This is a genomic window from Streptomyces sp. NPDC034037 (assembly GCF_055575715.1).
On the sequence record NZ_JBVISC010000002.1, the window covers coordinates 542637 to 566991 of the forward strand.

The 24355-nt window shown below is 71.9% G+C and carries 22 protein-coding genes and 1 pseudogene; 12 read left to right on the plus strand and 11 right to left on the minus strand.

What is annotated here, in order from left to right:
* Positions 1-26: 26 nt before the first annotated feature.
* A complete protein-coding gene (locus ACZ516_RS08040; protein ID WP_469009125.1) occupies positions 27-374 on the minus strand; it encodes a hypothetical protein in 348 nt (115 codons plus the stop codon).
* 11 nt (positions 375-385) lie between these two features.
* On the opposite strand from ACZ516_RS08040, the gene ACZ516_RS08045 reads away from it, so the two are divergent.
* Together ACZ516_RS08045 and ACZ516_RS08050 are read left to right on the plus strand one after the other, a co-directional pair.
* Positions 386-1102 carry a GNAT family N-acetyltransferase gene (locus ACZ516_RS08045; protein WP_358580935.1) on the plus strand — a complete coding sequence of 239 codons (717 nt, stop codon included), beginning with the start codon at positions 386-388 and terminating at the stop codon, positions 1100-1102.
* A 7-nt stretch (positions 1103-1109) separates the two neighbouring features.
* On the plus strand, positions 1110-3413 hold the full coding sequence (locus tag ACZ516_RS08050; protein ID WP_469009127.1) for an Rv1355c family protein: 2304 nt from the start codon (positions 1110-1112) through the stop codon (positions 3411-3413).
* Between the two features lie 70 nt (positions 3414-3483).
* Here the strand turns inward: ACZ516_RS08050 and ACZ516_RS08055 are convergent, their stop codons facing one another.
* Entirely contained in the window at positions 3484-4209 is a 726-nt protein-coding gene (locus ACZ516_RS08055) for a dienelactone hydrolase family protein (protein ID WP_361080453.1), read from the minus strand.
* A gap of 458 nt (positions 4210-4667) precedes the next feature.
* Here ACZ516_RS08055 and ACZ516_RS08060 point away from each other — a divergent pair, with 458 nt between their 5' ends.
* Positions 4668-5936 (plus strand): cytochrome P450 family protein, encoded by a 1269-nt coding sequence (locus ACZ516_RS08060; RefSeq protein ID WP_358696440.1) that lies wholly within the window; start codon positions 4668-4670, stop codon positions 5934-5936.
* Positions 5937-6158: 222 nt separating this feature from the next.
* Entirely contained in the window at positions 6159-6902 is a 744-nt protein-coding gene (locus tag ACZ516_RS08065; protein WP_469009130.1) for a dienelactone hydrolase family protein, read from the plus strand.
* 718 nt (positions 6903-7620) lie between these two features.
* Here the strand turns inward: ACZ516_RS08065 and ACZ516_RS08070 are convergent.
* On the minus strand, positions 7621-8400 hold the full coding sequence (locus ACZ516_RS08070) for a DUF1707 domain-containing protein (RefSeq protein ID WP_469009132.1): 780 nt from the start codon (positions 8398-8400) through the stop codon (positions 7621-7623).
* 263 nt (positions 8401-8663) lie between these two features.
* Positions 8664-8876, minus strand: a pseudogene (locus tag ACZ516_RS08075) (DUF4158 domain-containing protein); the annotation flags it as partial.
* A 91-nt stretch (positions 8877-8967) separates the two neighbouring features.
* On the opposite strand from ACZ516_RS08075, the gene ACZ516_RS08080 reads away from it, so the two are divergent.
* Both ACZ516_RS08080 and ACZ516_RS08085 read left to right on the plus strand, forming a co-directional pair.
* Positions 8968-9171: a hypothetical protein gene (locus ACZ516_RS08080; protein WP_469009134.1), complete on the plus strand. Its 204-nt coding sequence runs from the start codon at positions 8968-8970 to the stop codon at positions 9169-9171.
* A gap of 152 nt (positions 9172-9323) precedes the next feature.
* Positions 9324-9560: a hypothetical protein gene (locus ACZ516_RS08085; protein WP_469009135.1), complete on the plus strand. Its 237-nt coding sequence runs from the start codon at positions 9324-9326 to the stop codon at positions 9558-9560.
* A 242-nt stretch (positions 9561-9802) separates the two neighbouring features.
* Here ACZ516_RS08085 and ACZ516_RS08090 read toward each other — a convergent pair whose 3' ends face one another.
* Entirely contained in the window at positions 9803-10273 is a 471-nt protein-coding gene (locus tag ACZ516_RS08090) for an NUDIX domain-containing protein (RefSeq protein WP_469009137.1), read from the minus strand.
* A gap of 304 nt (positions 10274-10577) precedes the next feature.
* On the opposite strand from ACZ516_RS08090, the gene ACZ516_RS08095 reads away from it, so the two are divergent.
* From ACZ516_RS08095 to ACZ516_RS08105, 3 genes are all read left to right on the plus strand, one after another.
* Positions 10578-10925: a tetratricopeptide repeat protein gene (locus ACZ516_RS08095; RefSeq protein WP_469009138.1), complete on the plus strand. Its 348-nt coding sequence runs from the start codon at positions 10578-10580 to the stop codon at positions 10923-10925.
* Between the two features lie 322 nt (positions 10926-11247).
* Positions 11248-11811, plus strand: coding sequence for a dihydrofolate reductase family protein (locus ACZ516_RS08100; protein ID WP_469009140.1), 564 nt, complete (start codon positions 11248-11250; stop codon positions 11809-11811).
* Positions 11812-11896: 85 nt separating this feature from the next.
* Positions 11897-12826, plus strand: coding sequence for a glycoside hydrolase family 18 protein (locus ACZ516_RS08105; protein ID WP_361086814.1), 930 nt, complete (start codon positions 11897-11899; stop codon positions 12824-12826).
* 106 nt (positions 12827-12932) lie between these two features.
* Here ACZ516_RS08105 and crcB (ACZ516_RS08110) read toward each other — a convergent pair whose 3' ends face one another.
* The 3 genes from crcB (ACZ516_RS08110) to ACZ516_RS08120 form a co-directional block, all read right to left on the minus strand.
* A complete protein-coding gene (gene crcB, locus ACZ516_RS08110; RefSeq protein ID WP_469009141.1) occupies positions 12933-13307 on the minus strand; it encodes a fluoride efflux transporter CrcB in 375 nt (124 codons plus the stop codon).
* Complete coding sequence (gene crcB, locus ACZ516_RS08115; RefSeq protein ID WP_469009143.1) at positions 13304-13843, minus strand: fluoride efflux transporter CrcB; 540 nt, start codon at positions 13841-13843, stop codon at positions 13304-13306. Before crcB (ACZ516_RS08115) ends, crcB (ACZ516_RS08110) begins: the two co-directional genes overlap by 4 nt.
* A 197-nt stretch (positions 13844-14040) precedes the next feature.
* A complete protein-coding gene (locus ACZ516_RS08120; RefSeq protein ID WP_469009145.1) occupies positions 14041-14820 on the minus strand; it encodes a PAS domain-containing protein in 780 nt (259 codons plus the stop codon).
* A 185-nt stretch (positions 14821-15005) separates the two neighbouring features.
* On the opposite strand from ACZ516_RS08120, the gene ACZ516_RS08125 reads away from it, so the two are divergent.
* Positions 15006-18281 carry a bifunctional cytochrome P450/NADPH--P450 reductase gene (locus ACZ516_RS08125; RefSeq protein ID WP_469009146.1) on the plus strand — a complete coding sequence of 1092 codons (3276 nt, stop codon included), beginning with the start codon at positions 15006-15008 and terminating at the stop codon, positions 18279-18281.
* Positions 18282-18424: 143 nt separating this feature from the next.
* On the opposite strand, the gene ACZ516_RS08130 is transcribed toward ACZ516_RS08125, so the two are convergent.
* On the minus strand, positions 18425-19849 hold the full coding sequence (locus ACZ516_RS08130; protein ID WP_361086829.1) for a dihydrolipoyl dehydrogenase family protein: 1425 nt from the start codon (positions 19847-19849) through the stop codon (positions 18425-18427).
* Positions 19850-20012: 163 nt separating this feature from the next.
* On the opposite strand from ACZ516_RS08130, the gene trxA reads away from it, so the two are divergent.
* A complete protein-coding gene (gene trxA, locus ACZ516_RS08135) occupies positions 20013-20408 on the plus strand; it encodes a thioredoxin (RefSeq protein WP_358908793.1) in 396 nt (131 codons plus the stop codon).
* Between the two features lie 30 nt (positions 20409-20438).
* Here trxA and ACZ516_RS08140 read toward each other — a convergent pair whose 3' ends face one another.
* Positions 20439-21473, minus strand: coding sequence for a LacI family DNA-binding transcriptional regulator (locus ACZ516_RS08140; protein WP_358580904.1), 1035 nt, complete (start codon positions 21471-21473; stop codon positions 20439-20441).
* A gap of 178 nt (positions 21474-21651) precedes the next feature.
* On the opposite strand from ACZ516_RS08140, the gene ACZ516_RS08145 reads away from it, so the two are divergent.
* Positions 21652-23082, plus strand: a complete 1431-nt coding sequence (locus ACZ516_RS08145) for an amidase (RefSeq protein ID WP_469009148.1) — start codon at positions 21652-21654, stop codon at positions 23080-23082.
* 122 nt (positions 23083-23204) lie between these two features.
* On the opposite strand, the gene ACZ516_RS08150 is transcribed toward ACZ516_RS08145, so the two are convergent.
* Positions 23205-24275 carry a glycosyl hydrolase family 18 protein gene (locus tag ACZ516_RS08150; protein ID WP_469009150.1) on the minus strand — a complete coding sequence of 357 codons (1071 nt, stop codon included), beginning with the start codon at positions 24273-24275 and terminating at the stop codon, positions 23205-23207.
* Positions 24276-24355 lie beyond the last annotated feature (80 nt).

Below are 24355 nucleotides of genomic sequence, written 5' to 3' on the forward strand. Positions count from 1 at the left end.
CAAACCCGAGAACCGCACAAGACCATTCACGCCGCACCCAACTCGTTGATGGCGTGAATCAATCGATTACGCCACTGCACCCCGCCATTTTTGGCCGAAGGAGCCCCCATCCGAACCTCGGCCCGAGCGATCAAGGGGCTGAAAATAGTCCACTGGATAGAGCGGCAGGTAGCTGGATCATCATTCCAAAAGGGACACCACTCCAGAGCCGCGATGCCCCATTCATCGATTAGGGTGCCGCGAACCCGCTGGAATATGTCTGCGAGACGCGCCCGCGTCGAAGAAGACCAGAAATTATTTGTCCGACCCTGGAGCGTCCTGTATTTTTCGGTGCCGTCCGCAGCCACATCCGTGATCCGCATCCGAACCGACACGAGGATCCTTGATGTACATCCGCTTACTCGAAGCGCAGTTCGACGATCCCGCCTACGACACCTACCTCGAAGCCCAGCAGCGCGCCTACTCCGCACCCGGCTACGAGACGTTGACGAAGTACGGAAGCACGGACGCGCGCACCACTCGCGACCCGTTGAGTTACCTCGCTGTCTTCGACGAGACGGCAGGCGACGAAGGCGAGAGGCCCGTCGGCGGTATACGGATCCACCGGAAGATAACGGGCCAACTGCCGTCCGAGATCCACCTCGCGAGTCAGGAGCTCAACGACGCCTTGGCGGCCGAAGTCGCCGCCGGCGAGTCGGTGGCGGAGATTTGCGGCATCTGGGTGGACCACGACTGGAGGGGCCGCAACCTCGCGTCCCTCCTCTGCTTCACCTCCGTCGTGGCCGCTCAGCGACTGGGCGCCACCGTGATCTGCGGGAGCGGCCCCACGGAACGCATCAAGGGATACGAACGGTGCGGTCTGCGCTTCCGGCACGACCGCCCCCTGCACGACCGCCCGTTCCCGGGCATCACGGCGTACTACTCCGTCAACCGGGCAGAGGCCATCCGCCACCGCGAGGAGCGGTTGACCCATGCGGCGGTCCTGCTGGACCGCGCCCTGGACGAAGCCCCCTGCATCCCCACCGACGTGGTCCGCGCCGTCACCGAGACACTCGGCCTCGGGCACTCCACCGCCTCGGCATCCATAGGCAACGCACGTTAGGCGATCAATGAACCTGGAAGCCCATCTCGGCACCCTCACCCAGACCGCCGGCGACACCGCTCCATGGCGACCGACGCTGTACACACCGGTCGAGCCCGAGCAACGCTCCGCCCTGACAGAGCTCCTCGAAAGCGGTGCCGTCAGCTCCGTCCACGACACGTGCGCCGACCAGCTGGAGGAGCTCCTCTCCGCCCGGCGCCCCGACTGGCGGCCGGACGCCGACGAGTTGGCCTCTGCGGTCAGGGACCACCTCGGCGGCACGTCCCCGGCGGAGTACGGCACATGGGCGTGGTACGCCTGGTCGCGTCAGCTCGTCCACGTCCTGCCGGCGGCCGAGCACCGCGAACTCCGTCAGTCGCGCAACCGATACAAGATCACCGCGGAGGAGCAGGACCTCCTGTCGGGGAAGACCGTGGCCGTGGTCGGCCTCTCCGTGGGCGCCGCGAGTGCGGTCACCCTCGCCCAGGAGGGGGTGGGCAACCGTTTCCGGCTCGCCGACTTCGACCTCCTCTCCCTCTCCAACCTCAACCGGCTCCGCGCCTCGGTCGCCGACGTCGGCCTGCCCAAAGTCGTCATCGCCGCACGGCAGATGTACGAGATCGACCCCTACCTCGACATCACCGTCTGGCCGGAGGGGTTGACCGAGGAGAACACCGACGCCTTCCTCGCGGGCGGTGGCCGCACCGACCTCCTCGTCGAGGAGTGCGACGACATGCACCTCAAGGTCCATGTCCGTGAACGCGCCCGCGCGCTCGGCATCCCCGTCCTGATGGAGACGAACGAGCGCGGCATGCTGGACGTGGAGCGGTTCGACCTCGAACCGGAACGCCCCCTTCTGCACGGTCTTCTGCAGGGCGTGGCGGCAGCCGGGGTCAAGAAGATGTCGACCCGCGAAAAGCTCCCGCACCTCCTGCGCATCCTCGGTCAGGACGAGCCCTCCGAGCGTCTGGTCTCCTCTCTCGTCGAGACGGGCAAGACCATTTCCTCCTGGCCACAGCTCGCCTCGGGCGTCAGCCTGGGCGCCGCGCTGGTGACCGACACCGCTCGCCGCCTCTTGCTCGGTCAGTTCACGTCCTCGGGGCGGTACTTCGTCGATCCCGGGACGCTGATCCGCGAGGGCGCGGAGACCTCCTTGGCACCGGCGGAGCCGACGCCCGAACCCGCCACGGAGGTGGCGTCCCCGCCCCTCCTGCTGCCGCCCAGCACCGCCGGCGCCACCCTGGGCGAGGAAGGCCTCCGCCGCCTGGTCGCCCACGGCATCCAGGCGCCGTCCGGCGGCAACAGTCAGCCCTGGCAATTCGTGGCCCATGGCGAGGCGTTGGACTGCCGCGTCGACACCGCACAGCCGCAAACCATGCTCGACTTCGAAGGCCGCGCCACCCAACTGGCCATCGGCGCGGCGGTGGAGAACATTCACCTCGCGGCCCAGGCCTCGGGCCGGGCCTGCCAGGTGCAGTACTTCCCCACCCCGGCCGACCCCGGTCTGGTCTGCCGACTCACCTTCTCCCCCGCGGCCGACGTCCCGCGCCCCGCACTGTTCGACTGGATCGAGCACCGCACCACCAACCGCGGTCTGGGCCCGGTTCGTCCACTCGCCGGGTCGCATGCCGCAGCGCTGCGGGACTGCGCCGCCGAGAGCGGCGCCCGACTCCATCTCGTCACCGCACGCGATCAGTTGGACGAGATGGGCCGGATCCTGGGGGCGGGCGACCGGCTGCGGATGCTCTCCCCGCAACTGCATCGGGAAATGATGAACGAGTTGCGCTGGGACCCCGAGGAGACGCGGCGCACGCGCGACGGCATCGACGTCGCCACGCTGGGGTTCGACGAGGTCGACCTCGCGGGCGTCCGGCTGGCACGACAGTGGGCCGGGCTGGCTTTCGTCCGGCGGATCGGCGGCGGCAAAGCCTTCGAGGAGAGCGCCGCAAAGGCCCTTGCCGCCTCGTCGGCCGTCGGCTGCCTCACCGTCCCGCGCAAGGGCCCGGAAACCTTCGTCGACGGCGGACGCGCCCTGCAACGGCTCTGGCTCACCGCCACCTCCCTCGGCCTGGGATTCCAGCCCCACACCTCCCTGCTCTACCTGTTCCCCCGCCTGGAGAGTGACGGCGAGACCGGACTCGACACCACCGAGACCGACGTTCTGCGCACGCTGCGCACCAGGTTCGCCGCCGTCATCCCCAGCAAGCCGGACGAGGCCGAACTCATGCTCTTCCGGCTCTCCTACGCGCCGCCGCCCACGGCCCGCTCACTGCGCCGCCCCGTCGACTCGGTGCTCCACTTCGGAGGACCGCCTTCACGGAGCGGGGCGTGACCGGCTCCGGTACGGCCTCGGGGCGCGTTCGGTGATCCTCGGCTGACGGCAACCGGTCTTGCTCGACCCGTCACTCCGCCAGGGGCAGGCACTCGTCGAGCAGACCGATGACGTCACTCCAGGCACGTCGCGCGTGCCGGGGGTGGTGGCCCACTCCGGGGCGCACGGGCTGGTTCACCGGAGGGTGATGGAAGGCGTGCAGGGCACCGCCGTAGACCACGAGACGCCAGTCGACGCCCGCAGCCAGTATTTCGGCGGCGAAGGCGTCCCGTTGCGCGGGCGGCATGATCGGGTCTTCCGAGCCGACCCCCGCCCACACAGGACAGCGGATGCGGGCCGCCTCACCCGGCCGGCCCGTCGTCAAGGCGTTGACTGTCCCGATCGCACGCAGATCGACACCGTCACGCCCGAGTTCCAGCCCGATGGCGCCCCCTGTGCCATAGCCGATGACGGCGATCCGGTCGGGGTCGGTCCGCGGTTCGGCGCGCAACACGTCGAGCGCCGCGTGACCGATCCTCCGCAGCCGGTCGGGATCCGCGAGCATGGGCATGACTCGGGCCATCATCTCTTCGGGGTCGGTGAACCACCGTCCGCCATGGATGTCGAAGGCGAACGCCACATACCCCATCTCGGCCAGCGCGTCGGCCCTGCTGCGCTGGAAGTCGTTCAGTCCGGTGCCCTCGGGCCCGACCAGAACCGCGGGCCGCCGGTCGGCGCCGGCCGGGAGCGCCAGGTGCCCGATCATGGTCAGACCGTCGGCCGGGTAGGCGACCGAGCGTGTTGTAACCGTGCTCATGCGACCGCACTGTAGCCACCTCCGGGACGGGGTGATCGAACCGACAGGGCCGACCGGACAACGCTCGTACGTCTGTGACGTGCGCTGATGACCGGCGCTGATGACCGGCAGGGCGCCGATCTCGGTTTCGGTACGTCACCGGCTTGGAGTAAGGGCGCTGTTGACCTCGGCGACGGCCGACGTCCCGACTCGCCGCGCCCTCCCCCGGACGGCCGGCAAGGGCCGTAACCTCCCCGTACAAGGGAAGCGTGACAGCCGGAACACACCGCTCCATCACCGACCACGAACACCCCACCGGCACCAAGCCCCTTGGTCCGCCGAGACGACCTCACGCACTCAAGGTGAGCTGCACAGGAAGGTAGTTGTGGGGGTGGAGGTGCGGGATTAGAGTGAGCCGCCGTGCTCGGAGTGATCGGCCGGGGGCCGGTAACCCGGGCCTGAGGAAAGGGAATTCCGTCGTGACAAAGACCGAGAAAGCCGCCGCCGAACCCGCGATACCCGGCAGCACCGACCGGCCCGACAGCCCCGACGGGATCGAGGTGCTCGCCTCGCTCAGCCCCGACTTCCAAGCCGACCCGTACACCGCCTTCGCACGGCTGCGCGAGCGCGGTCCGGTGCACCAGGTGGTGACGCCCGACAGGGGCGTGGTGTGGCTCGTGGTCGGGTACGAGGCCGCGCGCGAGGCCTTCACCGCCCCGCAGCTCAGCCGGGACTGGCACCGCGAGTGGCGGCAGACCGGCTGGAGCCCGCCGTACGCCCTGAACATGCTGGGCAACTCCAACATGCTGATGAGCGACCCGCCCCACCACACCCGGCTGCGGAAGCTGGTGTCGCGGGAGTTCACGGCCCGGCGGGTCGAGGGGATGCGGGGGCGCGTCCAGGAGATCACCGACGAGCTGCTGGACCGCATGGCGGCGGACGGAACGCACCGCGCCGACCTCATCGAGGCGTTCGCCTCCCCGCTCCCCATGATCGTCATCGCCGAACTGCTCGGCGTCCCCGGCCTGGACCGCGCCTCCTTCCACGCCTGGTCCAACGAGACCCTGGCGCCCACCAGCCCCGAGGCCGAGAAGGAGGCGTACGAGCAGATCATGCCGTACCTCACCGGGCTCATCGCCGCCAAGCGCGAGAACCCCGGGGAGGACCTGCTCAGCGCCCTCGTGCACACGGTCGACGAGGGTGGCGACCAGCTCACCGAGGACGAGCTGGTCTCGTTGGCCTTCCTGCTGCTCGTCGCCGGGCACGAGACGACGGTCAACACGATCGGCAACGCGGTGCGCGCGCTCTTCGCGCACCCCGACCAGATGGCGGCCGTGAAGGCCGATCCGGCGGGGCTGGCGGTGGGGCTGGTGGAGGAGACGCTGCGCTACGACGGGCCGGTGGCGACCACCACGCCGCGCATCGCCCTGGAGGAGACCGAGATCGGCGGCGTACGGGTGCCGCGTGGTGCGATCGTGCTGATCGCCATGGCCGGTGCGGACCATGACCCGGCGCGCTTCCCCGAGCCGGAACGCTTCGACGTACAGCGCACGGAGGCCCGGAACCATCTCTCCTTCGGCCACGGGATCCACTTCTGCCTGGGCGCCCCGCTGGCCCGCCTCGAGGGCGAGGTGGCGCTGCGCACGCTGCTGGAGCGCTGCCCGGATCTGACAGCGGACGGGGAGCCGGGAGAGTGGCTCCCGGGGCTGCTGATCCGGGGACGGCGGACTCTGCCGGTGCGGTGGTGACACGCTCGCCGCGGGCGGCCTGACGGTCGGGTGAGCGGCGGTCGCGGCGTCCGTTCGCGTAGGTCAGGGGGCCTGTCGGTGGCGGAGTTCACTGCGGGCCCGTGGCCGGCGGCAAGGGCATCGGCTACAGCGAGCGGGTAGCCCGTCCCGAGGTCTTGGACCAGCCCTCAGAGAGCAACCGCACTCAACCACTCAACGCACTTGCCGCACGGGAGAACCTCCATGTCTGCCGTTGAAGCCGTTGACTTGAGCAGTCTGAGTGCCAAGTCCGGGGGCTCGCGGAGGCTGGAGGGGCACCTCGTCCGACCAGAAGGCCCAGGGCCTTGGCCGGGCGTGGTCATCGCACACGAGGTACTCGGCGTCGACGACGTCATGCTCCGCCAAGCCGAGCGCCTGGCCGGCGCCGGGTACCTCGCGCTGCTGCCCGACCTGTTCACCGAGGGCGGCGCACGGCGCTGCCTGATCCCCACGATCCGGGCGGCCTTGTCCGGAACCGGGCGGGCTTACCGGGACCTGGAGGCTGCCCGCTCCTATCTGCTGTCCCAGAGCGACTGCACCGGCGCGGTCGGCATCATCGGCTTCTGCATGGGAGGCGCGTTCGCCCTGCTGTCGGCAGGGCGCGGTGACTACGACGCGGCGTCCGCCAACTACGGGTTGCTGCCCAAGGACCTGGATCACCTCGCCGACGCCTGCCCCGTCGTGGCCAGCTTCGGCGGGAAGGACCGCACCCTGAAGGGGGCGGCGGGCCGGCTGAGCGCGGCCCTCGAACGTCATGGAGTCGTGCACGACGTCAAGGAGTACCCGCAAGCGGGCCACGCCTTCCTCAACGACGCCGAGGCGGGCCCCAGGCCGCTGCGCCCCCTGTTCCGCGTGATGAACATCGGCCCGGAACCGGACGCCGCGGCGGACGCCTGGCAGCGCATAGAGACCTTCTTCGCCACTCATCTCCACGCCCCTCGCACCTGAGGCGGCCGAGTCGTGGACACTCTTGACTTTGCGGCCCTGCGGCAACTGGCGTACGCAGCAAGCGGGTTGTAGCTGAGGAGTCCAAAGATCAGCGCACCCGCCCCCGCGGCTTCACGTCGCCGGGGGCAGTGTCGGCTTTGCTGGCCGACAAGACCGACGACGTGCGTATCGCCTACTCCGCACAGCCGTCGTCGACCATCTGCCCGAGCACACACCACCGACGGCCAGGAAAACGTCCCTGCTTCGGAGCTTCCAGTCACCCTCGACATGCCGGGCAAGGCCGCCGACTTCCTGCGCGCCGCCGAGCTCGAGCCCGCCGAACGCGCCGCGCTCGACCGAGGCGTCACCGTACGGCGCAGCCAGGGCTACACCCTGCGTGTTCAGCACCACCCCGGCCGTCCACCGTGCTCCTTGCTCGCTGACAGCCCCTCGATGGCGCTCAAGGCACCCTGGCGGTCCCGGCACAGCGCAAGGCCCGCCGCGAGTACGAGAACCGCGTTACTACTCTCGGAACTTCGACCTGACCAAGATCACCGGCCTGGCGGTAACCGCTGTACCGATAATTCCCGAGGCCGTGCCCCTCCAGGGTCTCGAAGTGACTTGCTCATGTCTCGTCGCCGTTTCCCAGGGCTCGCAGCCGTGAGCCTCTTTGCCGGGCCGCGCGTTGGCAGATGAGCCAGTAGACGAGCCGCCGGTGGTGAGCAGCACAGCAGGATGATCAACAGGCGGGAGTCGATCGTGTCAGCGGGTCGCGCAGGCTCTTCGGCCTCGCCCGGCAGGCCCTCAAGAGGGCATCGAGTTGTTCGCGGGTGCGCGCCTCGTAAGCCACCGCCACGCGTTCTTCGGGTTCGGGCAGGGTCAGCCTGCCAACCGCGTAGTGGTGTTGCAATCGTGCCTCGACCCGGTCGCGCTCGGCGTCCGAGGCCCGTATCGGCGTGCTGGACCCGTGCTCCTCGCTGCCATATGACGTCCTCTCAGGCGGGCCTGTGTCATTCGGGGTTGGGCGGTCTCGCAGGTCGACGAGCGCGATGACTACCCGTGTCCAGACCCCGGGGGTGTCGCGATCCCCGAATTGGCTGGCGAGGCGTGCGATGTGTTCACGCAGTTCGGCGAGTGCCTCGTTGGTCAGCAGCAGCGCACCACGGTGAACATTGACCTCTCGGTGCCCACCGGCCTGCTTGGACCGGTAGGCGGCGCTGATGTCGGCCCGAGTGGCGTCCAGCATCGAGCCGAGGAACTCGGCCATCTCTTCCGGGCTCGCGGCATCGCTGGGGGGTTCTGTGACCGCGGGGGCATAGAACCGCTCGACTTTGCCGCGGGCTAGCGGCCGGTATTCGGCGATCTCGATCAGCCCGGCTCGTTCGAGCTGTCCCAGGTGGTAGTAGAGCCGGTCAGCCGGAAGATCGGCCCGGTCGGCAAGCTCACGTGCGGACTGCGGCGTCTCCCACAGCGCCTCCAACAGGCGGATGCGCAGGGGATCGGCGAGCGCCTTGTGCACACCGCGCCACCGCGGAGGCGACGCAGCGGATCTCTGTGTGCTCATCGACTGGCCCCGTTCATTGCATCAATCTCTGTTGATTGGAAACCCCTACAACCAACAGGTATAGGAGGCTAGTTGCGTTTTTCTGAGCGCCCCCAACGGCCTCGGCGTCGAGCTGGCAGCCGCCCGCCAGTGGGTGGGATGAGTCCTCCTCGCCCCGTCGAGTCCCGGGGCGTCCGGGTCGGTCGCGCAGCGGGCGCAGGCCTCCGCCGGCCGGGGTGGAGGCGAGGGTCCTCCAGGAACAGCCTCGCGTAGCGGACAGTGCACATCTGGAGAGCGAAGCTCAGCTGATGATGTTTCGTACGCCACAGCGCAATCAGATCCCGGTCGACGTCGTTCAGGAAGAAGGACCGCTCCAGCTCAGGTCTCGTCGGCCGCTCGGCAAACTTCCCGTACGCCTGGACCTGATCATCAGTTGGGAACTCCACCGGCACGACGCGCACCGTATCCACGCCACGCCCTGCCCTTGATCCACGATCTTCCAGCGAACCCCAACAGCGATACCGATCGCCATGCTAGGCGCCCGTGATCGGCCCCACCGATAACCGCTATCCCGACGTTCCAAGCACCGCCAATTGCATCGAAAGCGAACTCGCGGCGGGCTGCGATGCGGCGTCGACGGATGTCCGATTTGCCTACGTGACCAGGGCGGTTGAGGGCCTGAAGCGGCTGAATTGCGGATCGGCCGACTCGCATCCGATGCGGTTTTCTCGCACCGAATGCGAGTGACGGAGGGTGGCGGAACGGTGTGGTTCATCTCCCGGCGGGCTGCACTGAGCGAAGACGAGTGGCCTCGACACCCTCGGCCGACTGCTAACCGACACGAAATAGCTACACCTTTGTGTGTCGCGGGAGTCATCGTGCTCCTCTACGTCCATCCTGTGAACCGCATCGTCCGGCTCACCGTCGACGACGTGATCCGCGACGGCGACACGGTGCTGCTACGGCTCGGGGAGCCAGCTTCGCCCGTTCCGGCACCGGTCGCGGCCCTGCTGCTGGAGCACATTGCAAACCGCGACAACATGAACACCGCCACCAACCCCGCATCCCACTGGCTCGTCCCGGGCCGCCCCGGGCGGGCCAGCCGTTCCGCCCCGATCACCTGTCTGCGCTCCTGAACGAGGCCGGGGTCCCGGCCGCCGCTGCCCGCGTCGCGGCCATCCGGCAGCAACTCCTCGACCTGCCCGCCCCCGTCGTCGCCGACGCGCTCGACTACCACGACAAGACCACCACCCGGCTCCGCAACGAGACCGGCGGAACATGGAGCTGGAGCCCATACGCCCCAAGGGATCACGCAAGGTCACCAGCGGGCTGGGTTCCTCGGGGAGCCAGCGACAGTTGAAAAAGGGGTGGCCGCACCTCATGCGCGATCACACCACGGGCCGTCTGGCACGAGGGCATCGAGCACGGTCAGCAACTGCGGCGGCTCAACCGGGTCCGGCAGCGAGTCCAGATCCGGCCATGCGATCCAGGCATGCGTGTCCAGGTTGGCCTGCTCGTCGGGGAGCAGGCCGGTACGCACCAGGGGCGGTTGCTCGTCGGCAAACTGAGCCACGAAGAAATGCTCCGCCCCCCTGTGCCGCTTGCCGTTCCACTGCACATCACGGTCTACGAGCACCGACCGGTCAAGGACGGCAGCCGGGTCGAGTCCGGTTTCCTCGGCCAGTTCACGTCGCGCCGCCACCAGCGGCGTCTCGCCAGGACCGATGCCGCCACCGGGAGGCTCCCAGAGCCATGTCCCGTCGAACGGATCCCGCCAGTGCAGAAGAAGCAGGCGGTGGGCAGCGTCCAGGCAGATGACCCGGGCGGCGGGCCGGTGCGTTGTTTCCACCGTCCTGACGCTATGCGGTGCTCGAAATGTCGATCAAGACCTGTGTTGATCGACATTGCAAACATGGTTGATCAGGATTACAGAGGGTGAGTGGCGGGACGGAGTCCCCACAGGGACTGGTGAAGGTTGAAAGGGCGAGCCCACCAGTACCAAGGCCGGACCTGCCGGGGGGTGAGGAGTTCCCGTATCGGTCCGCCACGGCGAAGCCACGGACGCCGCGGCGTTGAGCACCGTCCACCCCCATGTTGTGGAATATTCAACTACTGCGGGCCGTTGCAGCGTCCGTAGGAGAAGGAGGCAGACAGTGGAGACGACCTACTACGACCACGGGACCGCGGCGGAGCGCTGGCAGCGCGCGCGGCAGTTCTTCGACGCCAAGGAGTACGCCACGGCGGCCCGCATCCTCGCCGCCCTCGCCGACGAGGTGCCCGAGCAGGTCGCCCCGCGGCTGCTGCTCGCCCGCGCCTACTACCACTCGGCCCAGCTGCTGCGCGCCGAGGCGGAGCTGTCCAAGGTCCTCGAACTCGACCCCGTCGAGAGCTACGCCCGGCTCATGCTGGGGCGCACCCTGGAGCGGCAGGGCAGGCCCGCCGCCGCGGCACCGCACCTGCGGATGGCCGCGGCCCTGAGCGGCGACTTCACCCAGGTGTGACGGGAGGGGCAGGCAGGACAGGCGGGAGCGGCGGGGCGGGTGGGCCGGGCGGGAGCCGTGCGGCGGGCGGAGTGACCGGGCCGGTGGAGTGACCGGGCCGGCGGAGAGGCCGGGCAGGTGCAAATGGCCCTCGCCCCCGGAGCGTGCCGCCGCGCCCGCGCCGCCTCCCCGCCCTCCCCGGCGTATCGTCGAAAGTGCCGCCCCAGCCGCCGCCACGGCAGCCCCGTCCACAACGCCGCGCCCACGACGCCGTGGCCACCCGGCGTGGACCCCGCCGTGGCCGCCCGCCGTGAGCCACGGCGACGACCCCGTGAGGACCGCGATGCGAAAGATCGTCTGGACGATGTCGGCCTCCCTGGACGGCTTCATGGAGGGGCCGAACCGCGAGATCGACTGGCACCTGGTGGACGAGGAACTGCACCAGCACTTCAACGACGAGGTCCGCGCGATGGGCGCGTTCCTGGACGGCCGCCGCACCTGGCAGCTGATGGCCGACTACTGGCCGACCGCGGACCGGAACCCGTCGAGCGGCGGCCCCGAGAGGGAGTTCGCCGGGATCTGGCGGGACATGCCGAAGTACGTCTTCTCGCGCACCCTGCGCCAGGCCGACTGGAACACCACCATCCTGCGCGAGGTGGTGCCCGAGGAGATCGGGGCACTCAAGCGGGAGGCGGGCGGGGACCTGGCCCTCGGCGGCGCCGACCTGGCCGCGTCCTTCCTGCGTCTGGGGCTCGTCGACGAGATCCGCACCTACGTCCACCCGGTCGTGCTCGGACGCGGCAAGCGTATGTTCCAGGCGCCGGAGGTGACGGCCGACCTCCGGCTCACCGGGACGCACGCCTTCGGCAACGGCGTCGTACGGCTCTGCCACGAGATCACGAACTAATGCGCTTTAGCTCTTCCTCGCCCTGGTGATTCGCCGCAACGCCCGTAAGAATTGCGGCGACTTCGACCTCAGGGGAGAGATGAGCATGAAGAGGCGCAGCGTCCTGCTCTCGGCACTGGCCCTCACCGCCGCATCGAGCGGTGCGGCGATGGCGGCGGCGACACCTTCCGCGACGGGCAGACGCGTGGTCGTTTACTACCAGACGCAGTACGCGAACGGCACCTACGTGTCGCCGCTCGCGCTCACCGAGAACCACACCGGCGTGACGGATGTCCTGGTCGCGGCGGTGCACCTCAACGACCTCAACGGGCCGTACGCTCCGGTGCACCTGAACGACGACCCGCCGAGCGCGGCGAAGTACGACCGGATGTGGCGCGACCTGAAGGCCCTGCGCGGCCAGGGCGTGCACGTGCTCGCGATGGTCGGCGGCGCGGCGCCCGGCAGTTTCACCCGGCTCGACAATGAATTCGACACGTATTACCCGCTGTTGCGGGACTTCATACGACAGTACGAACTCGACGGCGTCGACCTCGACGTCGAGGAGCGGATGTCGCTGCGCGGGATCGAGCGCGTCATCAGTGCGCTGCGCGCCGACTTCGGCGCGGATTTCCTCATCACGCTCGCCCCCGTGGGCAGTGCCCTCAGCGGCGGCGGAAATCTCTCCGGATTCGACTACGACGCCCTTTACCGCAGCCGGGGCGGCGACATCGCCTGGTTCAACGCCCAGTTCTACAACGGCTGGGGCCGCATGAGTTCCACGGCCGACTACGACCGTGTCATCGCGCGCGGGCTGATCCCGGCCTCCAAGGTGGTCGCGGGCACGCTCACCTCGTCCGCCAACGGCGGCAGCGGCTATGTCGGCATGTCGACACTCAAGTCGACGCTCCGCGCGCTCGCCGCCAAGCATCCCGGCTTCGGCGGGGTGGCCGGCTGGGAGTACTTCAACTCGCAGCCCGGCGGCACCGCGGCGCCCTGGAAGTGGGCGGCGGAGGTCTCCTCGGTCCTGAAGCGCTGACGCGGGGACGGGCAGACAAACGGACAAAGTGACGCGGTGACGCGGTGACGCGGTGACGCGGTGACGCGGTGACGCGGTGACGCGGTGACGTACGGAGTAGTCGGTGTCACTGCCACAGGGTCTCGGCGACGGCCACCCCCACGAAGGCCGCGCCGAGGCCCGCCGCCACGCTGCCCAGCGCGTTGGCCACCGCGTGGAACCGCGCCCCGCTCTCGGCGAGCCGCAGCGTCTCGTAGGAGAACGTCGAGTACGTGGTCAGGGCCCCGCACAGCCCGGTGCCGAGGAACAGCAGCGTCCGGGAGGAGGCGGCGCCCGCCGTGACGGCGCCGGTGAGCACGCCGAGGACCAGGCAGCCCACGACGTTGACCAGGAAGGTGCCCCAGGGGAAGAGCGTGGCGTGGCGCCTTTGCACGGCGCGGTCGGTCAGATAGCGCAGCGGGGCACCGATGATCCCGCCGGCGACGACGAGCAGCCAGTTCATCGGTCCTCCTCCCCTCCCCTCTGCCGGGGGTCCTCGCGGGCCGCGGTGGTGGGCCGCCTCGCCAGCAGGCGGCGCGTCGTCCATGCCGCGCCCCACACCGCCGCCAGCGCCGCCAGCAGCGTCAGCGCCATGTAGGCGAGGCCGGTGCGGGCGTGGCCGCCGCTCACGAGGCGCTCGACGTCCACCGCGTACGTCGAGAAGGTGGTGAAGCCGCCGAGCACGCCCGTCCCGAAGAACGGCCGCACCAGGTGGTGCGCCGCCCAGACGTCGGTGATCAGCACCATGAAGACGCCGATCACCGCGCAGCCGACGGCGTTCACCACGAGCGTCGGCCAGGGGAAGCCGTCGGCCGCGACCGGCCACAGGAGGGACACGCCGTAGCGCGCCGAGGCCCCGAGGGCGCCGCCCAGGGCCACCGCGGCGAGGGTCGGGCCCTGCCCGCGTGCCGACGCGGCGCGCTGGGCGGGCACGGACAGGTCGACGTCGGGGTCCACGGGTTCGCCGGCCGCGTCGGGCCGCCCGGCTCTGCTGGGCATGTTCCTCCTACTCGCCGTCGCCCGTCGGCGGGCGCGCTCGTTCGCAAGTAGGGACCGTTGGCGGCGTTCGCCGCGGTTCGGGTACGGCGGGCCCCACCGCCGTGCGGCGCCGGGCAGGCCCGGGAAGATCGCCGCTGGCCTTCAGGGTAACCGCCCGCACGCACCCCCCGCGCACTCCAGGTCCGGGGCCCGGATTCCTAGGTGAAGTCCCCGCGCCGGTCGCGGGGCGGTGGGAGCGGGCGTGCGGTGGGCGCGGCCACCTCGGGCGGCCACGCCGCCGGGTCGAGGAGGCCGAGGACGTAGGCGCGGGCCACCAGGGCCGTGCGGTTCGGGGCCCGCAGCCGTCGGCACAGCCGGGTCAGGTGGTAGTTGACGCCGTCCACGCCGATGCCCACGGCGCGGGCCACCACCGCCGTCGTGGCGCCGCCCGCGACGAGCCGCAGAATCCGGGCCTCCTGCGCGCTGAGGGCCGGATGGGTCGGCTCCAGGTCCGCGTCGTGGGAGCGCGCCGCGGGGCCGGGCCCGGCGGCCTGCGCGCCTTCCTCGGCCACGCGCAGCGTCACCAGCAGGGGCGGCGTGTCCTCCAAGGGGTCGGTGACCGGCTCGACCGTCAACTGCCCGTGGTGGGGCGTCTTTCCCGCCGTCCAGCTGACTTCGACCGGGTAGCGGGACCGGCGGCCGGAGCGCATGGCCTCGTCGAGCTTGCGGAGCTGTTTCCTGTTGGTGGGCGTGAGCAGATCAAGCAGCGGCCGGCCCGCGACCCGGCCCGGCCGAAGGCCCAGCGCCCCGGCGAAGGCCGGGTTGGCGACCGTGACCACGCCGTCGCCGGTGCTGATGGCGGTCGGCGCGGGTGAACGGTCGAGCAGGCTCAGGAACCTGCCCCGCCAGACGGCGGCGTCCGCCACCTTGGGCCCGCCCACGGCTTCGGCGCCCGGCGGACCACCGTCGGCGGTTCCCCCACCCTGCGACCGGGACACACGTCCTCCTCCTCGCCCCGCATAACCACGTCACCCCTGTCCGCGCAAGCGGCGAAGGGGAAAAGGCCCCTACAAGATTACGTAGTTCTCGCGGCGGGCCCGCGACCGGGGCGCGCGACGGTGGAGGCGGCGCCCAGCGCATCGGGCGTCCAACTCCCCCGCACCCCTGGGAAGAGGCACTGGCCATGAGCGAATCCCCCACCCTCGGCGTCGACGTCACGGCCGGCGAGGTCGCGACCGTCGACGTCACGGCAACCGGACTCACCAGCACCCCCGTTCAGCAGGCCGTGGAACTCGCGCGCCGCCACGGTCCGCTCTACGTCCGGCGCTACCACGGGCGCGAGAGCGTCTGGGCCTCCTCCCTGGAGCTGGTCGAGGAGCTCTGCGACGAGACGCGTTTCGCCAAGGGGGTCGGGCCGGCCCTGGAGAACGTGCGCGGCATCGCCGGGGACGGCCTGTTCACCGCGTACGACGACGAGCCCAACTGGGCCAAGGCGCACGACATCCTGCTGCCCGCCTTCGCGATGAACTCGATGCGGACCTACCACCCGCACATGCTGCGCGTGGCCCGGCGCCTCATCGCCTCCTGGGACGGCCGCCTCGCACCGGACGGGACCGGGTCCGCGCCGGTCGACGTGTCGCAGGACATGACCAGGATGACGCTGGACACCATCGGCCTGTCCGGGTTCGGCTACGACTTCGAGTCCTTCGCCCGCGCCGAGCCGCGCCCCTTCGTCGAAGCCCTCGTCCGCGGGCTCGGTCACAGCCAGGCGAAGCTGGCCCGGGTGCCCGGCGGGGATTACGCGGCCGAGGACGCGGAGTTCGCCGCCGACGCGGCCTTCCTGGCGCGGGTCGTCGACGAGGTGATCGGGGCCCGCAAGGCGGCGGGCGACACCTCCACCGACGACCTGCTCGGCCTGATGCTCAACTCCCCCCATCCGGACAGCGGAGAGCTCCTCGACGAGGCCAACATCCGCAACCAGGTCATCACCTTCCTCATCGCCGGACACGAGACGACGTCGGGCACGCTCTCCTTCGCCCTCTACTACCTGCTGAAGAACCCGGCCGTACTGCACCGCGCCCAGGCCGAGGTCGACGCGCTGTGGGGCGACCTCACCGACCCCGAGCCGACATACGAGGACGTGGGCAGGCTGCGCTATGTGCGCCAGGTGCTCAACGAAGCGCTGCGGCTGTGGCCGACCGCCCCCGCGTTCCAGCGCCGGGCCCTCGCCGACACGACGCTCGGCGGGCGCCACCCGGTGCGGGCCGGCCAGTTCGTGGTGGTGCTCACCCCGATGCTGCACCGCGATCCGGTGTGGGGCGACAACGTCGAGGAGTTCGACCCGGAGCGCTTCGCCCCCGAGGTCGAGGCGGGCCGCTCCCCGCACGCGTACAAGCCGTTCGGAACCGGCGAACGGGCCTGCATCGGGCGGCAGTTCGCGCTGCACGAGGCCACGATGCTGCTCGGCATGCTGGTGCACCGCTACCGCTTCGTCGACCACGCCCGCTACGACCTGAAGGTGAAGGAGACCCTCACTCTCAAGCCGGACGGCTTCACCATGACGCTGGCCGCGCGCACCCCCGAGGACCGGGAGCGCAGCCGGGCCGCGCTGCGCGAGCTGCGCTCCCTCGCCGGATTCGCCGGATTCACCGGATTCACAGGTTCCGGCGCGGGCGAGGCCGACGCGGGTGAACGGGCGGCGGACGGTACGGCGACGCGGGCCCGCGCCGGGACCGCCCTGACCGTGCTGCACGGCTCCAACTTCGGGACGTGTCGGGCGTACGCGGAAGAGCTCGGGGAGCAGGCCGCCGACCTCGGCTTCGACGTGCGCGTCGCGGCCTTGGACGAAGCCACCGGCGCCCTGCCGACCGGCACGCCCGTGGTGATCGTCGCCGCCTCCTACAACGGCCGGCCCACGGATGACGCACGCCAGTTCGTGTCCTGGCTGACGGAGGCCGCGCCCGATGCCACCGGGGTGCGGTACGCGGTGCTCGGTGTCGGCGACCGGAACTGGGCCGCGACCTACCAGCGGGTGCCCACCCTCATCGACGACGCGCTCGCGGCGTCCGGCGCGAGCCGCCTCCTGGAGCGCGCCGAGGCCGACGCCTCCGGGGACCTCGCCGGTTCCGTGCGCCGCTTCGCGACGGCGCTGCGGCGCGCGTTGCTGGAGGAGTACGGCGACCCGCTGAGCGGCGGGGCGGCGGCCACCGCGGTCCCGGCCCACGGTTACGACGTCGTGGAGGTCACCGGCGGGCCGCTGGACGCGCTGGCCGCGCGGCACGGGGCGGTCGCGATGACGGTGGTGGAGAGCGCCGACCTCGTCGACATGGCGCATCCGCTCGCCCGCCCGAAGCGGTTCCTGCGGATCGCGCTCCCCGCCGGGGTGACCTACCGCACCGCCGACCACCTGAGCGTCCTGCCGGTCAACGACCCGGAGGTGGTCGAGCGGGCGGCCGCGGTACTCGGCGTCGACCTGGAGGCGGTCCTGAACATCCGGGCCCACAAGAGCGGGCGAGCCACCCTCCCGCTGGATCGCCCGGTGTCCGTACGCGAACTCCTCAGCCGTTACGTCGAGTTGCGTGACGCTCCGACCGCCGAACAGGTCGCCCTGCTCGCCGAGCACCATCCGTGCCCGCCCGAGCGGGCCGCCCTGGAGCAACTGGCTGCCGATCCAGGCGCGTTGGCCGCACACCGGGGCAGTCTGCTCGACCTGGTCGAGGGCCACCCGGCGCTGCGGGGGCTGCTGCCCTGGCCCGTGCTGCTCGACCTGCTGGCGCCGATGCGGACCCGCCACTACTCGATCTCCTCCTCGCCCGCCGCCTCGCCGGGCCACGCCGACCTGATGGTCTCGCTCCTCTCGGCGCCGGACCGCTCCGGGCGCGGGACCTTTCGGGGCACCGGATCCGCGTACCTCCACCGCGTGCGGGCCGGTGACACCCTGTACGCGCGGGTACAGCCCTGCCGCGACGCCTTCCGTGTCGCCGCTGACGCGCGGACGCCCGTCGTCATGGTCGGCGCGGGCACGGGCCTCGCCCCCTTCCGGGGGACGATCGCCGACCGGCTGGAGCTGGCCCGCGCCGGCCGTGAACTCGCTCCGGCGCTCTGCTACTTCGGCTGCGACCACCCCGACGTCGACTATCTGCACCGCACCGAACTGGAGGCGGCGGAACGGGCGGGCGCCGTGTCCATGCGGCCCGCGTACTCCAAGGCCCCCGACGGCGACGTGCGCCATGTCCAGCACCGGATCGCGGCCGAGGCCGAGGAGGTGTGGCGGCTGCTGGAAGCGGGGGCCGTGGTCCGCGTGTGCGGCGAAGGCTCCCGGATGGCGCCCGGCGTGCGCGAGGCGTTCCAGCGGATGCGGACGAAGTTCGCGGGCGGGGACGCCGCGGCGGCCGAGGCGTGGTGGCGGGACCTGGTCGCCGAGGGACGCTATGTCGAGGACGTCTACGCGAGCAGCTGACGGCGCGCGCGTCCGGGCGGCCGTGACCCAGGTGGCACCTGCGACACGCCGCCCGTCCCGGCTCGACCGTGCCACCCGGAAATCCCCCTCCGGGCGCCACCTCGCCTCACGCGGCGTCCCCGGCGAAGTCGATCGGGCCGGGGTCAGCCGCGGTAGGTCTCCAGGAGCCGCAGCCACACCTCGCTGATCGTCGGGTAGGCCGGGACCGCGTGCCACAGGCGGTCCAGGGGGATCTCGCCCGCCACCGCCATCGTCGCGGAGTGGATGAGCTCGCCCACGCCCGGGCCGACGAAGGTGACGCCGAGCAGGATCTCGCGGTCCAGGTCCACGACCATGCGGGCACGGCCCCGGTAGCCGTCCGCGTACAGGCCCGCGCCCGCGACACCAGACATGTCGTAGTCGACGGCCCGGACGCGGTGGCCCGCGGACTCGGCCTCCGCGAGGGTCAGGCCCGCCGAGGCGGCCTCGGGGTCGGTGAAGACGACCTGGGGGACGGCGGCGTGGTCGGCGGTTGCGGAGTGGGCGCCCCAGCGGTCGGTCTCCAGGAGAGGGACCCGCCGGGCGCGGGCGGCGATGGCGGCGCCCGCGACGCGGGCCTGGTACTTGCCCTGGTGGGTGAGGAGCGCGCGGTGGTTCGCGTCGCCGACCGCGTACAGCCAGTCGCTGCCCTCCACGCGCAGGCTCTCGTCCACCGACAGCCATGAGCCGGGCTCCAGGCCCACCGTCTCCAGGCCGATGTCGTCGGTGCGCGGGGCGCGGCCGGTGGCGAAGAGGATCTCGTCGGCCTGCACGGTCGAGCCGTCGTCGAGCGTCGCCGTGACGGTGCCGTCGCGCCGCTCCACGGCGGTCACGGAGACGCCCGAGCGGACCTCGGCGCCCGCCTCGGTCAGTGCCTCCTGGACCAGTTCGCCGGCGAACGGCTCCATGCGGGGCAGCAGGCCCCCGCCCCGCACCAGCACCGTCACCCGGGAACCGAGCGCTTGCCAGGCCGTGGCCATCTCCACGGCGACGACGCCGCCGCCCACCACCAGGAGGCGGCCCGGCACGTGGTCGGCGGCGGTCGCCTCGCGGCTCGTCCACGGCTTGACGTCGGCGAGGCCGGGCAGGTCGGGCAGGGCCGCGCGGGTGCCGGTGCACACGGCGACCGCGTGGCGGGCCTCCAGCTGGGTCAGGGCGCCGTCCGCGCCGGTGACCGTGACCTTGCGGGGGCCCGCGATGCGGCCGTGGCCCCGGTACAGGTCGACGCCGACGCCCTCCAGCCAGCCGACCTGGCCGTCGTCCTTCCAGTGCGAGGTGTACTCGTCGCGGTGGGCGAGGACGGCCGCGGCGTCCAGCGGGCCCTGGACCGACTGGCGCAACCCGGGGACGCGGCGGGCGTCGGCGCGGGCGATGACGGGGCGCAGCAGGGCCTTGCTGGGCATGCACGCCCAATAGGAGCATTCGCCCCCGACGAGTTCGCTCTCCACGATCGCGGCGCTCAGGCCCGCCGCGCGGGCCCGGTCCGCCACGTTCTCCCCCACGGGACCCGCACCGATGACTACTACGTCGTACGTCTTGGTATCCGTCATGGGGACAGTCTGTCGGGAGGTGTGTGCCGCGGCCACATGGGTAAGCGCGCGGGACACGCCTGTGCGCGTACGGAACAGGTCCGTGCGCGCGGGCGGAATACGTATCGCACCATCGGCCGTTGTGGACAGCGGCCATGCCCCACACAGGAAGCAGGGACACACCATGAGCAGCGCGACGGTGGAGCTCACCAAGGAGAACTTCGACCGGACGGTCACGGACAACGAATTCGTTCTGATCGACTTCTGGGCTTCGTGGTGCGGCCCCTGCAAGCAGTTCGCCCCGGTCTACGAGAAGGCCGCCGAGGCCAACCCGGACCTGGTCTTCGCCAAGGTCGACACGGAGGCGCAGCCGGAGCTGGCCGCCGCCTTCGACATCCAGTCCATTCCGACCCTGATGATCGTCCGCGATCAGGTGGCGGTCTTCGCCCAGCCGGGCGCACTGCCCGAGGCGGCGCTGGCCGACGTCATCGGCCAGGCCAGGAAGCTGGACATGGACGAGGTGCGCAGGCAGATCGCCGAGGAGCAGGCCAAGCAGCAGGGCCAGCAGGATCAGCAGTAGGAGCAGTAGGAGAGGTGCGGCGGGCTCCGGTCAGCTGGACTCGCGGTGCACGACGTCCGCGCCGAGGACGTCGTGCACCTCCGGTTCGGCGCCCGGGTCGCGCACCACGCGGTCGACGAGTTCGGCCAGGCCGCGGCCCGAGGGCAGTTCGATGCGGACGGTGCTGAGCCGGGGCCTCAGCAGTCGGCCGAGCACCAGGTCGTCGGAGCCGATGAGGGCCGTCTCGTCGGGGATCGCGATGCCTTCGTCCTGCAGGGCCCGCATCAGCAGCATGGCGTACTCGTCGTTGTAGGTGAACACGCCCTCCAGGCCCAGGGAGCGCCAGCGCGCCGCGAGCCGGGCGGCGGACTCCTCCTCGTGGGCGAGGGGCAGCTCCACGACCGAGGCACCGGTGACGTGCGCGGCGTCGACCGCCGTGCGCAGCCCCTCGACGCGGGGCCGCGAGAAGTTCTCCAGGCCGGGCTCCTCGGGGACGACCACCCCGATCCGGCGCCGACCGCGGGCCAGCAGGTGCAGGGCGGCGGCCTCCCCCACCCGGCGGCCGTCCATCAGGAGCGCGTGGGCGCCCTCGACGCGGTGCGGCCCGAGCGTGAAGACGGCCCGGGCACCGGAGCGCTTCAGAACCGTCACGCCGCGCGGTCCGAGCGCCGAGGCGTCGGGGGCGAGGACGGCGACGGGGCGCAGCTCGGCCCAGGCGCGCGCGGCGTCCTCGCCGGTCATGCCGAGGCTGCCGTACTGCACGACGGTGTAGTCGAGGCGGCTGAGCGCCCACTGGAGTTCATTGAAGAACCGGCTGAAGAGCGGGCCCATCGGGATCTCCGAGGTGGGCATGAGGACCATCCGGCTGTGGCCGGCGCGCAGGCTGCGGGCTGCGGCGTGCGGGACGTAGCCCAGTTCTCTCGCGGCCTGGTGGACGCGGCGTCGGGTGGGCTCGCTGATGCGCACGGAGGCGCTGTTGTTCAAGACGTAGGACACGGTCGCGCGGGAGACGCCCGCGAGGCGGGCGACGTCGGTGCTCGTCGGCACGGGGCGCCGCGCGGGCTGCTGGTTCGGTATCTGCGCCATGGCATCGGCATCTTCGCAGACCCGGGTGGGGCCCTCGACGGCGGGCGGCCGGGATCTCCTCGGCGGCACGGCCTGAACTTCCCTTCCCCGCAAGCGTCTTGACCCGTCCGGCTCGTTCCCCGCCGGGCTACTCGCCGGTTAACGTGCGGGCATCCGTCCTCGACCGGAGGTGCCCCGCATGACCGCCGACCGTGCCGAAGGGCTGGCGCGCACCGCTCGCGCGCTGGCCGCCTCAGAGGTCTCCTCGCGCGAGCTGACCGAGCGGACACTGGCCAGGATCGAGGCGGCGCAGCCCGTCCTGAACGCCTTCAAGCGGGTGCGGGCCGAGGCCGCGCTCGCCGAGGCGGACGCCGCCGACCGGGAGTTGGCGGCGGGCGGCCCGTCGGCCGGGCGGCCGCTGCTGGGGGTGCCGCTGGCCGTCAAGGACGACATGGACGTCGCCGGCGAGCCGACCGCGTTCGGCTGCGGGGGCGAGTTCCCGCCGAAGCCCGACGACTGCGAGGCCGTACGGCGGCTGCGGGCGGCCGGCGCGGTGATCGTCGGCAAGACCAACACCTGTGAGCTGGGGCAGTGGCCCTTCACGGAGGGGCCGGGGTTCGGGGACACCCGCAATCCCTGGCACACCGGGCACACGCCGGGGGGGTCGTCGGGCGGCTCGGCGGCGGCGGTCGCCGCGGGCCTGGTCCCCGCCGCGCTGGGCTCCGACGGCGCCGGGTCGGTGCGGATACCGGCCGCGTGGACGCATCTGGTCGGCATCAAGCCGCAGCGCGGGCGGATATCGACGTGGCCGTGGCCCGAGGCGTTCCAGGGGATCACCGTCAACGGCCCGCTCGCCAGGACCGTCGCCGACGCCGCGCTGCTCCTCGACGCGGCGAGCGGCAGCCATGCGGGTGACCTGCACCGGCCGTTGCCGGTGCGTGCCGCCGAGGCCGCGACCCGGGACCCGGGGCGGCTGCGGATCGCCCTGTCGCTGCGCATGCCGTTCACGGCCACGGCCAAGCGGCTGCACCCCGGGGTGCGGCAGCGGGTCGTCGCGCTGGCGGACCGGCTCGCCGCGCTCGGGCACGACGTGGAGGCGGCCGATCCGGACTACGGCCTCATCGGCCTGGCGTTCGTGCCGCGCGCCACGGCGGGCATCGCGGAGTGGGCGGAGCACGTCCCCGACGCCTCGCTCCTCGACCGGCGCACCCGCGAGGCGGCCCGCGCGGGGCGGCTGCTGGGCGGCGCGCCGCTGCGGCTCGCGCGGCGCGCCGAGGCGGCCCTGCACGAGCGGGTGGGGACGGTCTTCTCGACGTACGACGTGGTGCTCGCGCCGACGACGGCCGCTCCCCCGCCCCGGATCGGCGCGCTGGCCGGCCTGAGCGGCCTGCGCACCGACCGGGCGATGATCGCCGCCTGCCCCTACGCGTGGCCGTGGAACGTGCTCGGCTGGCCGGGCGTCAACGTCCCCGCCGGGCGTGTCGCGGGCGGTCTACCGGTCGGCGCCCAGCTGCTGGGCCCCGCGGGCAGTGAGCCGCTGCTGATCTCCCTGGCCGCACAGCTGGAGGCGGACCAGCGCTGGTACGAGCAGTGGCCGGCGCCCGTCCCGGGGGCACCGGCGCGGGCGTGAGGAGCGGCGCGGGACCGGCGCGCCGGGAGGGCTCGGGGCGGCGCGGCAAGGCCCGCGGATGGCCCGGCGGGGTCACCGGGCGGCGGGGGCGGCGGGGTCACAGGGTGGCGGGGGCGGCGGGGTCACAGGGTGGCCAGGGTCCGCCACAGCTCCGGGTCCTCGAAGCCCAGCGCCCACAGCACGGTGTGGCGCACCCCGTACCGCCGCAACACGGGCAGGTGGGCGGCGGTGCCGCGGGCGTCCTGGTACCAGACCGTGCGGCGGGTGCCGCCTTCCGCGTACGTGAAGTGGGGCGTGCCGGAGGCGGGGTCGAGGTGGTAGGGCGCGCCCACCTTGCGGCGCAGCGCCTCCGCCTCCTTGGAGGTGACGTGCCGGGCGCGCCCCCGGCTGCCGACGGCCCAGTCCCAGCCATAGGCGGGCAGCCCCATCTCCAGCTTGTCGACCGGTACGTCGGCGGTGGCGCGCCGCAGGATCTCGTCGTACCAGGCGGGGGTCGACAGCGGGCCGGGGGCGCCCTCGGCCCAGTGGAGGTTGTAGGCCATGACGCGCAGCCGGTCGGCGGCGGCGCCGAGCCGCTTGTAGTCCCAGACCCGGCCGGTGCCGGCGGTCTTCGGCGAGACGGTCACGACGCACTGCTTGCGCAGGGCGTGCAGCTGCCCGCACAGGTCGGTGACCAGCGTGGCGTACCCGTCGCGGACCTTCTCGTACGCGGCGTCGCCGGTCGGTGCGATGGTCTCGTAGTCGAGGTCGAGGCCGTCGTAGTCGCGGCTCTTCACGACGCCCAGCAGGGTCTCGATGTGCGTGGCGCGGCGGCCCGCGTCGGTGACCACGTCGGCCAGCGCGCCGCGCGGCATGCGCTCCATGACGGTCGGCACGACCTTGATGCCCGCGCCGTGCAGTCCGTCGACGACACGCCGGTCCGCCGCGTGCAGGTGCGGGTCGACACGCCCGGCCGCCTTCGTCTCGTACCAGAAGGGGCTGACGGTGTGCAGCTGGTCCGCGTGGCGCAGGGCGGTGGCGTACGCGGCCTCCTGGTCCCAGTACGGGAGCCAGGCGGAGGCGGTGCGGGGCGGCGCGGCCGGGGTGGGCGGCGGCGGGGCGGGGTCGGAGGCCGCGGGGACCGGCGCGAGGACCGCCGCCGCGGCGGCGAGGGCGATGAGGACCGTGGCCCGGCGGGGGTGACGAGGCATCATGGACCGAGCCTGCGGGCCGCGCGGGACCGGCGCCGCGTGGAGTGGGCCGGACAGGTCTGCGAGGGCTCCGATGCCGCTCG

Coding starts and splice junctions, on each gene's coding strand:
- ACZ516_RS08045 (WP_358580935.1), top strand. CDS start 386: ATGTACATCCGCTTACTCGAAGCGCAGTTCGACGATCCCGCCTACGAC.
- ACZ516_RS08050 (WP_469009127.1), top strand. CDS start 1,110: ATGAACCTGGAAGCCCATCTCGGCACCCTCACCCAGACCGCCGGCGAC.
- ACZ516_RS08055 (WP_361080453.1), bottom strand. CDS start 4,209: ATGAGCACGGTTACAACACGCTCGGTCGCCTACCCGGCCGACGGTCTG.
- ACZ516_RS08065 (WP_469009130.1), top strand. CDS start 6,159: ATGTCTGCCGTTGAAGCCGTTGACTTGAGCAGTCTGAGTGCCAAGTCC.
- ACZ516_RS08100 (WP_469009140.1), top strand. CDS start 11,248: ATGCGAAAGATCGTCTGGACGATGTCGGCCTCCCTGGACGGCTTCATG.
- ACZ516_RS08105 (WP_361086814.1), top strand. CDS start 11,897: ATGAAGAGGCGCAGCGTCCTGCTCTCGGCACTGGCCCTCACCGCCGCA.
- crcB (WP_469009141.1), bottom strand. CDS start 13,307: ATGAACTGGCTGCTCGTCGTCGCCGGCGGGATCATCGGTGCCCCGCTG.
- crcB (WP_469009143.1), bottom strand. CDS start 13,843: ATGCCCAGCAGAGCCGGGCGGCCCGACGCGGCCGGCGAACCCGTGGAC.
- ACZ516_RS08125 (WP_469009146.1), top strand. CDS start 15,006: ATGAGCGAATCCCCCACCCTCGGCGTCGACGTCACGGCCGGCGAGGTC.
- ACZ516_RS08130 (WP_361086829.1), bottom strand. CDS start 19,849: ATGACGGATACCAAGACGTACGACGTAGTAGTCATCGGTGCGGGTCCC.
- trxA (WP_358908793.1), top strand. CDS start 20,013: ATGAGCAGCGCGACGGTGGAGCTCACCAAGGAGAACTTCGACCGGACG.
- ACZ516_RS08140 (WP_358580904.1), bottom strand. CDS start 21,473: ATGGCGCAGATACCGAACCAGCAGCCCGCGCGGCGCCCCGTGCCGACG.
- ACZ516_RS08145 (WP_469009148.1), top strand. CDS start 21,652: ATGACCGCCGACCGTGCCGAAGGGCTGGCGCGCACCGCTCGCGCGCTG.
- ACZ516_RS08150 (WP_469009150.1), bottom strand. CDS start 24,275: ATGATGCCTCGTCACCCCCGCCGGGCCACGGTCCTCATCGCCCTCGCC.